This window comes from Paraburkholderia sp. CNPSo 3076 (genome assembly GCF_026343935.1).
Taxonomy (GTDB): Bacteria; Pseudomonadota; Gammaproteobacteria; order Burkholderiales; family Burkholderiaceae; genus Paraburkholderia; species Paraburkholderia nodosa.
This window is the reverse complement of the sequence record NZ_JAPMAL010000024.1, coordinates 27,844-41,845: the sequence shown is the minus strand read 5'-3', so window position 1 is coordinate 41,845 and position 14,002 is coordinate 27,844. Positions and strand designations below refer to the sequence as shown.

Sequence of the window (14,002 nt, the reverse complement as noted above, 5' to 3'; positions counted from 1 at the left end):
CGTTCGCTCGTTTGTCATTTTTCAGTCGGGCTTCATCATGTCCTCACAAACGCTTTACCGGAAACTGGTTGATTCGCACACCGTATCGATCATCGACGCCGAGCACGTTCTGCTCTACGCCGATCTGCACATCATGAACGAGTACACGAGCCCGCAAGCATTCGCGGGCCTGCGTGAGAAGGGCTTGCGCGTGCGCCGCCCGCGCCAGCAGATGGGCGTGGTCGATCACGTGATTCCCAGCAAGCCGGTGCCCGTGGCCGCGCGCACGATCGAGATCGTCGATGCCGCGAAGCAGGCGGCGAATTTCACGCGCAACTGCGTGGAGCAGGGCATTCATCTGTTCGATATCCACGATCCCATACAGGGCATCGAGCATGTGGTGGCGCCCGAGATCGGTCTGATTCGCCCCGGCATGGTCGTGCTGTGCGGCGACAGCCACACGACGACCTACGGCGCACTGGGCGCGCTCGGGTTCGGCATCGGCACCTCGGAAGTCGAGCACGTATTGGCGACGCAGACGCTCGTTTATCGCGTCGCGAAGGACATGCGCATCGTGGTGGACGGCGCGCTGCCGCCGGGAACGACATCAAAGGATCTCGTGCTGCACATCATTGCGAAGATCGGCGCGCAGGGCGCGCGCGGCTACGCCGTCGAATATGCGGGCGCAGCGATCGCCGGGCTTTCCGCGGAGGCGCGCATGACCCTTTGCAACATGACCGTGGAGGCGGGCGCGCGCGCCGCGCTGATCGCGCCGGATCGCACGACGCTCGACTACGTGGCCGGCAAGGTCCGCGACCTCGACGCGCAGACGCTCGACGCCGCGTGCAACGCGTGGTCGAAACTGCGCACCGATGACGATGCCCAGTTCGATATCGAGCATCGCTTCGACGCCGCGCGCGTCGCGCCTTACGTGACATGGGGCACGAGCCCGGACCAGGCGGTACCGGTGGACGGCCGCATTCCCGAGGCAGCCGAAGGTGCGGGCCTCGACGCCGCGACGCTGCACAAGGCGCTCGATTACATTGGCCTCGCCGCAGGCGCGCCGATCGAGGGCACGCCCATCGACCGCGTGTTCATCGGCTCCTGCACGAACGCACGCATCGAGGATCTGCGCGCCGTCGCTCAGGTCGTGCTCGGCCGCAAGGTGGCCGCGACCGTGCGCGCGATGGTCGTGCCGGGCTCGGGCATGGTGCGCGACCAGGCCGAGCGCGAAGGCATTGCGCAACTGCTGATCGACGCGGGCTTCGAGTGGCGCCAGCCGGGCTGCTCGATGTGTCTCGCGATGAACGACGACGTGCTCGCGCCGGGCGAGCGCTGTGCGTCGACGACGAACCGCAATTTCGAAGGGCGCCAGGGGCGCGACAGCAAAACGCATTTGATGAGCCCTGCGATGGCCGCCGCCGCCGCGATAGCGGGCCGCATCGTCGACATTCGCAAGGAGCTTGCACATGGCTAAGCCGTTCATGATCTCGGGCGTTGCCGCGCCGCTGCCGGTCAACAACCTCGATACCGACCAGATCATGCCCAAGCAGTTTCTGCTCGGCATCGATAAGTCGGGACTCGCGCGCGGGCTGCTGTACGACTTACGTTTCGACGCCGATGGCGGCGCGCGGGAGACGTTCGTGCTCAATCGCGCCGAGTATCGCGGCGCGAAGGTGCTGATCGGCGGCTCGAACTTCGGCTGTGGATCGAGCCGCGAACACGCCGTGTGGGGCCTGCAGCAGGCAGGTTTCGAAGCCGTGATCGCGCCGAGCTATGGCGAGATCTTCTATTTCAACTCGACGAACAACCGGCTGCTCCTCGTCACGCTGCCGCGGGAACAGGTCGAGGCGCTGGTCGCGGAGATCGCGGACGGCGACGACAAGCACGTGTCGATCGATGTCGAAAACGAAGTCGTGATCGCGCCTTCGGGCGAGCGCTACGCGTTCTCGCTCCCGCCGCGCCAGAAGCAGATGCTCGTGGAAGGGCTCGACATGATCGGCATGACGCTGCGCCAGCAGGAAGCGATCGACGCGTTCGAGGCGAAACACTGGGCCGCGCAGCCGTGGTGCCGCATCGACCTGCCGGCGCAGCAGCAGCGCGGATAACCCATATTCATAACCAGACCGTTCGTGTGACGCGCGCAACGGCACCGGAGCGCGCTTACCGCCAGGCGCGGCAAGTGCGCCCCCATACCGAGACACCCATGAACATTGCCGCAGTCCATCCGCAGGACGCCGCCGCGCTGGAGCCCAGCGTCGTGCGCAAGGTCTCACGACGCATCACGCCGTTCATCATCGTCCTGTATTTCCTGAGCTTTCTGAACCGCGTGAACGTCGGCTTCGCCGGGCTCACGATGAATCATGACATCGGGCTCACGCAGGCCATGTTCGGCATTGGCGCGGGGATTTTCTTCGTCGGCTATATCGCGGCCGGCATGCCGTCGAACCTCGCGCTGCAGCGCGTTGGCGCCCGCAGATGGATCGCGCTGCTGATGGTGGCATGGGGTCTGCTTTCCGCGGCCACGGCGTTTGTCACGGGCCCCTATAGCTTCTATACGCTGCGCTTCGTGCTCGGTCTCGCCGAAGCGGGTTTCTTTCCCGGCATCATTCTCTACCTGAGCTTCTGGTTTCCCGCGCGCCATCGCGCATTCGTCACGGCAATGTTCATGACCGCCGCGCCGCTCTCGAACATGATCGGTTCGCCGATCTCGGGCGCGCTCATGAGCCTGGAGGGCGTGGCGCATCTGCACGGCTGGCAATGGCTCTTCCTCGTCGAGGGTGCGCCCACTGTGCTGCTCGGGATCGTTTCGTACTTCTATCTGACTGACCGGCCCGAGGACGCGCAGTGGCTCGCGCCCACCGAGCGCGAGTGGCTGAGCGGCGAAATGCGGCGCGAACGCGAAGCGAAGGCGGCGCAGAGCAAGTCGAGCGTGTGGGGCGCGGTGAAAGACCCGCGCGTGCTGCTGCTCGCGCTCGTCTATGCGGGCACGTCGACCGGACTCTATGCCATCGGCATCTGGGCGCCGATGATCATCCACCGCTTCGGCTTCAGCTACTTCGAGCTGGGCCTTGTGAACGCGATTCCGAATCTGTTCGCGGTCGTGACGATGGTGCTGTGGGCGCGCAACTCGGACCGCACGAACGAACGGCGCCTGCACGTTGCGATTGCGTGTCTCGCGGCCGGTATCGGCATGCTGATGTCCGGACACGCCGCCAACGCGATTGTGCTGATCATTGGGCTTTCGATCGCGAACTTCGGCATCAACGCGGCGAAGCCGCCGCTCTGGAGCATGCCCACGCAGTTTCTCTCGGGTTCTGCCGCGGCTGCGGGCATTGCGATCATCAACGCGATGGGCAGCCTCATCGGCGGCACGATCGGCCCGATGGTGATTGGCCGGCTGCGCGACCTGAGCGGCGACTATTCGCTGGGGCTGTATTTCGTCAGCGCGACGCTGCTCGTCTCGGCGGCGCTCGCGTTTGCGTTCGGCTTGCGCGGCCGAAGCATGCAGCCGCAGCCGTGAAATGAGCGGGCCGGCCCGCGCAGGTTGCGGCGAGGGCCAGAAGAGGCACTGCACGGTTCAGGCATCGCATACCGCGCGATACGCGATAATCGCCCTTTATCGATTCCCGCATCTCTCGTATGTCGACGCCTGAACCGGTCTCGTCCGGACACTCCTGGTGGGGCGTGCTCGTATTGGCGCTCTCGGCCTTCATCTTCAACACGACCGAATTCGTGCCCGTCGCGCTGCTGAGCGCCATTGGCGACAGCCTGCACATGAAGCCGACCGACGTCGGCCTCATGCTGACGATCTACGCGTGGACGGTGGCCGTGGCGTCGCTGCCCCTGATGCTGATGACGCGCAACGTCGAACGCCGCAAGCTGCTGACCTGGATATTCGCGCTCTTCGTCGTCAGCCATATCGTGACGGGCGTGGCGTGGAACTTTACGGTGCTGATGGTGGGCCGGATCGGCATTGCCTTCGCGCACGCCATCTTCTGGTCGATTTCCGTCTCGCTGGTGGTGAGGCTCGCGCCCCCCGGCAACAAGAGCCGGGCGCTCGCCATGCTCGGCATGGGCTCCTCGATCGCCATGGTGGCGGGCATTCCGCTTGGGCGCGTGATTGGCGAGACGCTGGGCTGGCGGCAGACGTTCTTCGTCATTGCGGGCGCGGCGGCGGTTGCGCTGCTCATGTTGCGCATCATGCTGCCCGTGTTGCCGAGCCAGCAAACGGGCTCGTTCAGCAGCGTGCCCGTGCTGTTCAGAAAGCCGATGCTGGCCTCGCTTTATTTGCTCACGATACTCGTCGTGACCGCGCACTTCACGTCGTATACGTACATCGAGCCCTTCATTCACACCGTGGGCCACGAAAGCAGTCAACGCATCACCTATATCCTGATCCTGTTCGGCAGTGCCGGCATTCCCGCGGCCGTTTTCTTCAATCGCCTTTATCCGCGCGATCCGGCGCAGTTCCTGCAAGCGGCTGTGGTCGCGGTGTGCGTGTGCCTGCTCGTGCTGTTTCCCGCCGCGCTGAGCATCGTCACGTTGTCCGTTCACACGCTGGTGTGGGGCGGGGCGATCGTTTCCTTCGGCCTTGCCATGCAGGCGTGGGTGCTCAAGCTCGCGCCCGAAGCCGCGGATCTCGCGGTTTCGATCTATTCCGGCCTCTATAACGTGGGGATCGGCGCGGGCGCACTGCTTGGCAACCATATTGCCAACGGCTTTGGCGTGTCGTGGGTTGGCAGCTTCGGCGGGGTGGTGGGCGGCCTCGGCGCGGCGGTATGCTGGCTGGCGTTGCGCATGTATGCGCGGGCGCATCCTTCAGAGCACTGATGTACGCCCGGGCGCTTGCCGCGCTGGATTATCACGGCACGATCGGCCTCGAAGCCTGGGCGAGCGGCGACGCCGAACTCGCGCTGCAACGCTTTCGCGAGGCGTTCACAGTGGCGTAGCGGGCGGCGGCTCGCCTTCCGCGGGAGGAAACGTCAGCACCACGGCAAAGCCACCCCCGGCGGGAAACGCAAAGTTCACGCGGCCGCCGTGCGCCTTTATCACCGCCTGCACGATGGCGAGCCCAAGGCCCGAGCCCGTCGTGCGCTCCGCGCCTTCTTGGCCGATGCGCTCGAACGGCCGCAACGCGGCGTCCCAGTGTTCGCGCGCAATGCCGCGTCCGTTGTCGGTCACGGTCAGCGTAACGGCCTCCGGCGAGGCGCTCACGGTGACGACGATATCGTCGGCCTTGCCGTGCAGCAGCGCGTTGTGCAGCACATTCGACAGCGCTTCCTGCAGGCTCACTGGGTCGCCCGCGATCCAGACTTGCGGCGCGCTGCTCTCGAATGCCACTTTCACGTCGCGCTCGTCGGCGAGCGGAATGGTGCGGCCCAGCCCTTCCCTGGCGAGCTTTGCGAGGTCCACGCGCTGCAGCGGGACCACTTCGGTGCGGTGAATCACCATCGCGTGATTGAGCAACTGGCCGGTGAGCCGGCCCACGTCCGAGCAGGTGGCCCGCAACGCTTCGAGCCGTGCGGCGTGGCGCGCGGGATCGGACTCGGTGCTGAGCAGCTCGATCTGCGCGTCCAGCCGCGCGATCGGCGTGCGCATCTGGTGCGCGGCGTCGGCGATAAAGCGCTGCATGGCCGTCATGCGCTCAGCGAGCCGGCCGATCAGCCCGTTGATGGCGCCGATCAGCGCGTTGATTTCGCTTGGCGTGTCGTGCGCCACGGGCCGCAGGTCGGCCGGGTCGCGCGCGGCGATGATCTGCTCGATCTGCGCGAGCGGGCGCAGGCCGCGCCGGATCGCCAGTCCGCTCGCGCCGATGGCGAGCACGCTCATCAGCAGAATCAGCGTCCAGACCTTGAGGCTCATGTCGTTCGTGAGCTGCTGGCGCGCGTGCGTGGTCTGCGCGACCGTGACGAGGGCCCAGCCGGGCGGTCGCGCGTCCGGCATGTAGCGCCCGATGGTCGCCGTGCGCACGCGCTCACCCTGGTAGCGCGCGTTCGCGAATGTCGGACCCTGGCGCGCGCGCATCGCGCTCGTTGTATCGGCCGGTCCGGGAAGGTCGCCATAGCCCGCGACGACCAGGCCGCGCGCGTCGACCACTTTGTAGTAGACGACGTCATAGCGCGAGAGCGTGGAGAGCGCCGCCACCGGCGGATTGAGCGCGAGCACGCCGCCCTGCACATAGAGGTTTTCGGCGACCTGGATGGTTGCGCCCGCAAGCAGCTGGTCGTAGGCGCGCTCGGACGCGACGCCCGCGTAATAGCGCGCGATACCCGCGAGCGCCGCCGCGCCTGACGCCACCACCAGCGCAATGAAGAGCAGCGTGCGGCCGAGCAGCGTTTTCGGGAACCAGTCAAAGCGCGGCAATTTGATATCCCATGCCGCGCGCCGTGCGGATTTCGACCGAACTGCCCTGCAGCTTCTTGCGCAGGCGCGTGACGTATTGTTCGACCGCGTTCGCGGTCGGCTCGTTGCCGTAGCTGAACAACTGATTCAGCAGTTCTTCCTTTGGGAAGATACGTTGCGGACGGCTGGCGAGGATTTCGAGCAGCGCGAACTCCTGGCGCGAGAGCGAAAGCGGTTTGCCGTCGAGTTCGGCCAGCCGGCTGCTGCGGTCGATGGCGAGACCGCCGAGCCTCACCACATCGTTCGCGTGCCCGCTGTTGCGGCGCAGGAGCGCCTGCACGCGCGCTTCGAGTTCGCGGTAGTCGAACGGCTTGACGAGGTAGTCGTCGGCGCCGAGGCCGAGGCCGCTCACGCGGTCGTCGATGGCCGAGCGTGCCGTGAGCAGCAGCACCGGCGTGGTCGAGCCCGCCGCGCGCAGATGGCGCAGGATCTCGAAGCCGTCCATGGCGGGAAGCATCACGTCGAGCACGACCAGGTCGAAGCGCTCCACGCTGAGCAGGCTGTTCGCCGTGGCGCCGTTCGCTTCGAGGTCCACCGCGTGACCGAGGCGCGTGAGGCGGCTGCGGACCGCCGCGCCGATTTCCGCGTCGTCCTCTACCACCAGAATGCGCATGATGCGGTTCCTGCCAAAATCTTCATGGGTGCGATTGCGGGTTTTCCCCGAGGTCTACTCTGCGTGTTTCTCAGCATTTTCTCAGACTCGCCCGGTAATCTCGCGAACCATGGAAGATAGAGCGACGTGATTACGACACGAACCACCGGAGACGGCAAGATGCGCGTGAAGGCGCCGCGGCCTTCACCGCGTCGGCGCGCGCTCGTTGCGGCGGGGCTTGGCGTGGCTGCCGTTGCCGCGGGGCTCGCGCCTGCCTGGGTCCGGGCCACGCCGCGCACGGTGCGCATTTCGAAGGGCTACGGGCTGCTGTACCTGCCGCTGCTCGTGATGGAAAAGGCGCGCCTGTTCGAGCGCCATGCGGCCCGCCAGGGGCTCGCGGACGTGAGCGTGGAGTGGGTGAGGCTCGACGGCGGCAATTCGGTAGACGACGCCATGATGGCCGGCACGCTCGACTTCGCCGCCGTGGGCGCGCCCGGCTTCATCGAACTGTGGGCGCGGGCGCGCGGCATACCGAACGTCGAGGTGATCGGCATCAGCGGTCTTTCGGCCACGGCGCTCTCGCTCAACACGAACCGGCCGCAGATCGCGACGCTGCGCGACTTCACGAGCGCCGACCGCATTGCGGTGCCGGGCATTCGCACCTCGCTTTCGGCCGTCGTGCTGCAAATGGTGGCGAGCAAGCTGCTCGGGCCGCAGCACTTCGCGCAGCTCGATTCGATCACCGTCGGCCTGCCGCATCCGCAGGCCATGCAGTCGCTGATCCGGCGCGAGGGTGGCGTCACCGCGCATTTCGCGTCGCCGCCATTCTCGACGCTGGAATTGCAGCAGCCGGGCATCCACCGCGTGGTCAATTCGGTCGACGTGCTCGGGCCGCTCACGCTCGACGTGGTGTTCGCGCCCAAGCGCCTTGTCGATACCGAGCCGGTGCTGGCAAGAGCGTTCCTTCACGCGCTCGACGAGGCGAACCGGATGATCGCGCAGGACAAGGCGGCCGCGGCGCAGATCTATGTCGATTCGTCGGGCTTCGGCGCGTCGCGCGAGCACGTAGTGCAGACGCTCTCTGCGCCGGAGTCGCGCTTTTCGGTCTGGCCCGAGCAGTTGATGGAGTACGTGGACTTTCTGTACATGGTGGGCACGATCAAGGCGAAGCCGCGCACATGGAACGACATGTTCGTGGCGATGCTCGGGGAATTCCGTCCGTCCTAGACATACGCATAGACACAATTAAACGTAGGAGAACAGAGTGAATATAGACACAACCGTCGATCAACAGTCCGCCGAAGAACGGGATGTCATGTCGAAGATCGCGCGCCGCCTCATGCCGATCCTCGTCGTGATGTTTCTGATCTCGTTCATCGACCGCCAAAACGTCGGCTTCGCGAAGCTGCAGATGGTGCACAGCCTCAACATGACCGAAACGGCGTTCGGCCTTGCGTCGTCGTTGTTCTTCATCGGCTATCTGCTGTTCGAAGTGCCTAGCACGCTAGCACTGCACCGCTTCGGCGCGCGTGTGTGGCTAGCGCGCATCATGCTCACCTGGGGCGTGATTACGGTGCTGATGGGCTTCACCACGTCGATGAAGGTGTTCTGCGGCCTGCGCCTCGCGCTGGGCGTGGCCGAAGCCGGCTTCTATCCGGGCGTGATCTACTACCTCACGCTGTGGTTTCCGCAAAGCTATCGCGCGCGCGTGCTGGGCATCTTCACGTTGGGCAGCGCGCTCGCGAATATGCTGGGCTCGCTCGTGGGCGGCTGGCTGCTGAGTCTCAATGGCGTTTGGGGCCTCGCCGGCTGGCAGTGGGTGTTCATCGCCACGGGCCTGCCCGCCGTGCTCGTCGGCGTCGCCGTGTTCAGGCTGCTGCCGGCGTCATACCAGGAAGCGCGCTTTCTGAACGAGCGCGAAAAGCAGATCGTAGCGGCCGCGCACGAGCGCGAGAAGCCCGAGCACGCCGAACACGCGCAGCCCTGGAAGGCGCTGCTCGATCCACGCGTGATGCTGTTCGCGGCGACCTATATGCTGATGTCGACGTCGCTCTACGGCGTGACCTACTGGCTGCCCACGCTCGTGAAGTCGTTTGGCGTGTCGAGCAGCGTGAACGGGCTGTTGAGCATGCTGCCGTGGGCGCTGGCGGTATTGCTGCTGCTGTGGCTGCCATCGAAGCTGCGCCGCGCGAAAAGCATTCTGCGCGCGATGGCGATCGTCGCGGCGCTCGGCACGCTGGGCTTCCTGCTGAGTCTCCTGCTGCCTTCCACGCCGCTGCGTTTCATCGCGCTCGTGTTCGGCGGCGCGTGCATTCCGCTGCTGTACCCGTGCTTCTGGTCGATGCCGCCGCGCTACTTCACCGGCGCGCGGGCGGCGGCGAGCGTTGCGGCGATCAACTCGATCGGCAATCTCGGCGGATTCTTTGGCCAGAACCTCATGCCGCTCGCGGGCAAGGTCACGGGCACCGCATTCGGACCGATGATCGTGCCGATCGTGTGCCTCGCGGTGCTCGGTCTCGGCGTCGCGGTGGCGTGGGGACGTACCGGGCGTGCGTTGGAGGGCGTGCCGGCTTGAAGCTGGCTTGACCCGGTGGGCTTTCGCATCATGCTGGCGCGCCCGGAACGCTTGCAAACGCTCGTAATCCAGAATGCGAACAGCCACGAGGAAAGCCTCGGGCGCAAGTGGGCGGCGATCCGGGAGTACTGGGCCAACCCGGCGGCGAAGCCCGAGGTCTTCGAGGCGTTCGTTTCGTTCGAAGGCGCGCGGCTTCGCCATGCTGGCGACAGCCCGAACCCCGAGCGCTACAACCCGGACACGTGGACGGACGAGTTCGCGTTTTTCAATCTGCCGGGCCACGCCGAAATCCAGGCCGCGCTGCTTTGCGACTACCGCACCAATGTTGCCGCTTACCCGGCATGGCGGGCATGGCTGCGCGCGCATCGACCGCGCACGCTCGTGATGTGGGGCCGCTACGACAGTTCGTTCGTCGCGGCGGCGGGGGCCGCGTATCAGCGCGACCTGCCCGACGCCGAGGTGCATCTGCTCGATGCGGGCCACTTCGCGCTCGACGAAAAAGTAGATGAAATCGCGGCGCTGATGCACGCGTTTCTCGCGAAACAACTGGCGTAGCCGCTCGTCGCGTCCATAGGGCCAGAAAGGGATCGCGATTGTATTTCTGGCGGTAACAGTGAATTCAGTCTATGAGCATAGACTTTCGATAGGGCGACCCTAAAATCCACTTTCATGTGAGCGTATTGCGACGCTCGATGTGAGAGGGATTCATGGAGCAGATTTTCGAGGGGACCGTCAGGCTTGCGGGTGTGGCGAGCCGGTCCTGGCCCAAGCTCGCCGTATCGCTTGCCGCCGCCTGCGCGGTGCTCGCGGGTTGCGCGTCGGCCGGCGACGTCACCACGGCGGGCAATCCGGGCACGTACGTCGTTTCGGCGTCCGCAACGGGCGGGCGCCTCGCGTGGGCGCGCGCCCACAAGCGCGCGGTGAGCGAAGCCAACGACTACTGCGAGAGCCGCGGCATGCAAACGAGTCTCGGCATGGAGCACACCGAAGGGCTCGAGGCGCTGCAGCAGCAGGCCTCCGTTATCCGCTTCGAGTGCCATCCCAAGCTTTGAGGCGCGTGCGCCTCAGCGAATCACGAACGTTTCCCGGCGAGCCCCGTACCACTTCGTGACTTCGGAGTGCGCGGTGAATCTGGACGACTTCAGAATCGGGCTCGTGACGCGATACAGCCGGTCCGGGTCGGGCCCGTACATGTATAGGTAGCCGTCGTTGCCGTCGAGGTGAATTTCGGTTTCGCCGAGTTCGCCGGCGTCCGCGCGCTCGATGGCGCTGGCCAGCCGCTGTTCGAGCGTATGAATCTGGGGGCGGTCTTTCGGGTAGTAGTCGAAATGGACCATCATGGCCGGTCCCGGCGGCTTCTGCGCGGGTTGCGCGGCGGCGCTGCCCGCGGCGAGTGCGATGCCCAGCAACGTGGCGAGTGTTTTCCGGATTTTCGGCATGGGTGGATGGCATCCGCGAGAGAAGCTGCGATGTTCGCATATCGACGGGGCGGCATGGGGTCGCGGTGCTTCGCGTTATGATTGACCCCATCAAAGAAAGGTCCGGCCGGGTAACACCCGGTCCAACCCGGTCCACCCATTCAAGCCGCCAATGGTCACGAAACAAACCACAGGCCCCGCGCGCCGCAGCGCCGGGCCGGGCAAGCGCGCAGCGCTGCCTCCCGAGGAGACCCCAGCCGACGTGGATGCCGCCGGCTCGAATGCCGAAGCGAATCCCGAAGCGGACGAAGAGGGCGCGGGCGCGTCCACCTATCTCGTGCCGGGCCTCGAGCGCGGCCTGCGCATTCTCGCCGAATTCTCGGCGCGCGAGCCCGTGCTGGGGGCGCCCGAACTTTCGCGACGCATCGGCATTCCGCGCACGACCACATTTCGCCTCCTGCAGACCCTCGAAGCGCTCGGGTTCATCGAGCGCGCCAACGGCGACCGGCAATACCGGCTGAGCGTGGCGGTGTTGCGCCTCGGCTTCGAATATCTCAGCTCGCTCGAACTCACCGACTTCGGCACGCCGCTGCTCGAGCGCCTGCGCGACGCGACGGGCCTCAGCACCCATCTGCTGATACGCGACGGGCGCGACGTGGTGTTCGTGGCGAAGGCGCAAACGCGTGAGCCGATGTTCAGCTCGGTGAAGGTTCACGTGGGCACGCGCTTGCCCGCGCACGCCACCGTGCATGGCCAGGTGCTGATGGGCGACCTCACGCTCGCCGAACTGCGCACGCTTTACCCCGAGAAGCAGCTCGAACGTTATACGGAGCGCACGCCCGCGACCGTCGCCGATCTCTATGCGCGCGTGCGCGAGTTCGCGCAGCAGGGCTATGCGGTGAGCGAAGCGTCGTTCGAAACCGGCATCTCGGTGGTGAGCGCACCGGTGCGGGATCAGTCGGGCCGTATCGTGGCGGCGCTCACGGCAACCGTGCCGCGATCGGACATCGGCGAGGCCGAGCGCGCGCCGCTCGTCGCCGCCGTGTGCGCCGCGGCGATCGACCTCTCGGCGCGGCTCAATTACCGGCCCGCGCCGAGCGACCCCACTGCGGCACAGGCCGCGCGCACCCGCAATTCGCACGCGCTCTGAATCTGAGGCCAGGCTCAGGCACGGCGCCCGCAGGCGCCGCGATCAGAACGAGTGGTGAATGCCCGCGAGCACAATCGCCTGATTGCGCCCGCTCGACACGCCCGCGGTGAAAAAGGCCGCCTGCGCTTCGGAGTTGGCGTGCTGGTAAAGCGCGTTCACATAGACCTGCGTGCTTTTCGAAAGCGAATACACGTCGCCGATCATCGCCTGGGTCCAGCGGCGGCCGGACAGCGTGGACGTTGCCGCGCCGCCCACTACGGCATTGGCCGTGGTGAACTGGTAGTTCGCACCGGCATCGTAGCTCTGGAACGTGTCGGAGTAGCCGTTGGACTGCAGCTTCGTGCGAGTGTAGAGCCCGTGTACGAGCAGCTTGCCGAATGAGTACGACGCGCCCACGCCCATGTTCTCGACCTTGTCGGCGATATACGTGGCCGCCGGTTGACCCTGGAACTCCGTGATGCCGGTGGTCGCTATCGACACCGAGCGGTCGTGCTCGTTCGACCACGACGCGCCGGCCTTGAACGGACCGTTAGCATAACTGAGCGAAAAGCTCATCGTTCTGCCGGTCGAAAAGTTCGTGGTATTGCCGAAGCCGAACATGGCGCCCGCCGTGAAGCCGTAAAAGCTCGGCGAACGATATTTGACCGAGTTGTTGTACGGCACGACGCCCGTATCCGCCAACTGGTCGATGTTGCCCGGGTGGAACGCGTACCAGCTCGCCGCGAGATAAGCCGTGCTGAACGGACCGAGTGTGTCGAACGAGAACGGCGTTTGATTGCCCAGCGTGAGCGTGCCGAACTGCTCTGAATTCAGGCCCACATACGCCTGGCGGTTGAACAGCGTGTTGGCCTTCGCCAACGCGCCCGTATTGGTGTAGAAGCCGTTTTCCAGCTGGAAGATCGCCTTGAGGCCCCCGCCCAGATCTTCCTGGCCGCGCAGGCCCCAGCGGTCGGGCTGGGTGTTGCCCTGCTCCATCATCCACTTCGAGTGGCCCCCGACGTTGCTGATGTAGGCCACGCCCGCATCCAGACTGCCATAAAGCGTGACGCTGCTTTGCGCCCATGCAGACGAGACGGCGCAAATGCCCGTCAACCCCGCGGCAATGAAATGCTTCAACTTTGGACTCCTGATCGTATGACGAAAAGCCGGGCGAGTTGCTCCGGCATCTCCAACCCGCATGGCCAACTCATAGGCAGTGCGCGGCGTGCTTCTGTCGGCAAGCGCTCTCGCGTGGCTCCCTTTGTTCCATATATGGTTAGACGTGCTGCCTATGGAAAGTATAGAGACTCTTGCGAGACGCCAAAACACTTTTTTGGGACGGTGATTCCCCCAGGTGCGGCCCGGCGCCCGGATGCGCCATACGCGCGTAAGTGCACGTGCCGTAAGCGTTTTGGCAACCGGAACGGCACCCTCGGCGACCCTGGCGGTGTCATCTTGCATGCTGCGGTCGGTGTTTTCCCCAGGCACGCCGGATTTCTATTTTTTTCTTCCCGAGACCGTCTCATAATTGACCATACACGAACTACTGTTCCGTATATGGAACACGGTTGAACGGGAAAGGTGACACATGGCTGAAGAATGGCGCTGCGCCGGGCATGCCGGCGATCTGACCGAAGACGGGCCGCTCGAATACAAACTCGACGGCACGGAGATCGGCATCTACAAGGTGGGCGACGATATCTACGCGCTCGAAAACGTCTGCCCACACGCTTACGCGTTGCTGACGCAGGGCTTCGTCGATGGCGACACCGTCGAATGTCCGCTGCACGAAGCCGTGTTCCATATCCCGACCGGCAAGTGCCTCAAGGAGCCCGGCGGCCGCGATCTGAAGAGGTACTCAGTGCGGCTCGCCGGTGAAGAAATCCAGATCAAGGTGGAATGAC

The 14,002-nt window shown here is 65.3% G+C and carries 14 protein-coding genes; 10 read left to right on the top strand and 4 right to left on the bottom strand.

Annotated elements, in window-relative coordinates; all coding sequences use genetic code 11:
* Positions 1-37 precede the first annotated feature (37 nt).
* The 4 genes from leuC (at position 38) to M3A49_RS26405 (ending at position 4,812) form a co-directional block, all read left to right on the top strand.
* The gene (leuC, locus tag M3A49_RS26420; protein ID WP_266231671.1) at positions 38-1,456 is read left to right on the top strand and encodes a 3-isopropylmalate dehydratase large subunit; all 1,419 of its coding nucleotides are present in this window, start codon (positions 38-40) and stop codon (positions 1,454-1,456) included.
* Positions 1,449-2,087: a 3-isopropylmalate dehydratase small subunit gene (leuD, locus tag M3A49_RS26415; RefSeq protein ID WP_266231670.1), complete on the top strand. Its 639-nt coding sequence runs from the start codon at positions 1,449-1,451 to the stop codon at positions 2,085-2,087. Before leuC ends, leuD begins: the two co-directional genes overlap by 8 nt.
* Positions 2,088-2,185: 98 nt before the next feature.
* Entirely contained in the window at positions 2,186-3,502 is a 1,317-nt protein-coding gene (locus tag M3A49_RS26410) for an MFS transporter (RefSeq protein ID WP_266231669.1), read from the top strand.
* A 119-nt stretch (positions 3,503-3,621) separates the two neighbouring features.
* A complete protein-coding gene (locus M3A49_RS26405; RefSeq protein ID WP_266231668.1) occupies positions 3,622-4,812 on the top strand; it encodes a sugar transporter in 1,191 nt (396 codons plus the stop codon).
* 105 nt (positions 4,813-4,917) lie between these two features.
* Here M3A49_RS26405 and M3A49_RS26400 read toward each other — a convergent pair whose 3' ends face one another.
* Together M3A49_RS26400 and M3A49_RS26395 are read right to left on the bottom strand one after the other, a co-directional pair.
* Positions 4,918-6,345, bottom strand: coding sequence for a sensor histidine kinase (locus tag M3A49_RS26400; RefSeq protein ID WP_266231667.1), 1,428 nt, complete (start codon positions 6,343-6,345; stop codon positions 4,918-4,920).
* Positions 6,332-6,997: a response regulator transcription factor gene (locus M3A49_RS26395; protein WP_266231666.1), complete on the bottom strand. Its 666-nt coding sequence runs from the start codon at positions 6,995-6,997 to the stop codon at positions 6,332-6,334. The genes M3A49_RS26400 and M3A49_RS26395 overlap by 14 nt, the downstream gene beginning before the upstream one ends.
* 159 nt (positions 6,998-7,156) lie before the next feature.
* On the opposite strand from M3A49_RS26395, the gene M3A49_RS26390 reads away from it, so the two are divergent.
* The 4 genes from M3A49_RS26390 (at position 7,157) to M3A49_RS26375 (ending at position 10,603) form a co-directional block, all read left to right on the top strand.
* A complete protein-coding gene (locus M3A49_RS26390; protein WP_266231744.1) occupies positions 7,157-8,203 on the top strand; it encodes an ABC transporter substrate-binding protein in 1,047 nt (348 codons plus the stop codon).
* An 88-nt stretch (positions 8,204-8,291) separates the two neighbouring features.
* Entirely contained in the window at positions 8,292-9,551 is a 1,260-nt protein-coding gene (locus M3A49_RS26385; protein ID WP_416339017.1) for an MFS transporter, read from the top strand.
* A 51-nt stretch (positions 9,552-9,602) separates the two neighbouring features.
* The gene (locus tag M3A49_RS26380) at positions 9,603-10,106 is read left to right on the top strand and encodes an alpha/beta fold hydrolase (RefSeq protein WP_266231664.1); all 504 of its coding nucleotides are present in this window, start codon (positions 9,603-9,605) and stop codon (positions 10,104-10,106) included.
* Between the two features lie 152 nt (positions 10,107-10,258).
* On the top strand, positions 10,259-10,603 hold the full coding sequence (locus M3A49_RS26375) for a hypothetical protein (RefSeq protein WP_266231663.1): 345 nt from the start codon (positions 10,259-10,261) through the stop codon (positions 10,601-10,603).
* Positions 10,604-10,615: 12 nt separating this feature from the next.
* Here the strand turns inward: M3A49_RS26375 and M3A49_RS26370 are convergent, their stop codons facing one another.
* Entirely contained in the window at positions 10,616-10,990 is a 375-nt protein-coding gene (locus tag M3A49_RS26370) for a hypothetical protein (protein WP_266231662.1), read from the bottom strand.
* A 151-nt stretch (positions 10,991-11,141) separates the two neighbouring features.
* On the opposite strand from M3A49_RS26370, the gene M3A49_RS26365 reads away from it, so the two are divergent.
* Entirely contained in the window at positions 11,142-12,119 is a 978-nt protein-coding gene (locus M3A49_RS26365; RefSeq protein WP_266231661.1) for an IclR family transcriptional regulator, read from the top strand.
* Positions 12,120-12,161: 42 nt separating this feature from the next.
* Here the strand turns inward: M3A49_RS26365 and M3A49_RS26360 are convergent, their stop codons facing one another.
* The gene (locus M3A49_RS26360) at positions 12,162-13,235 is read right to left on the bottom strand and encodes a porin (protein WP_028207175.1); all 1,074 of its coding nucleotides are present in this window, start codon (positions 13,233-13,235) and stop codon (positions 12,162-12,164) included.
* Positions 13,236-13,686: 451 nt separating this feature from the next.
* On the opposite strand from M3A49_RS26360, the gene M3A49_RS26355 reads away from it, so the two are divergent.
* Positions 13,687-14,001, top strand: a complete 315-nt coding sequence (locus tag M3A49_RS26355; protein ID WP_266231660.1) for a non-heme iron oxygenase ferredoxin subunit — start codon at positions 13,687-13,689, stop codon at positions 13,999-14,001.
* The last annotated feature ends 1 nt before the right edge of the window (position 14,002 follow it).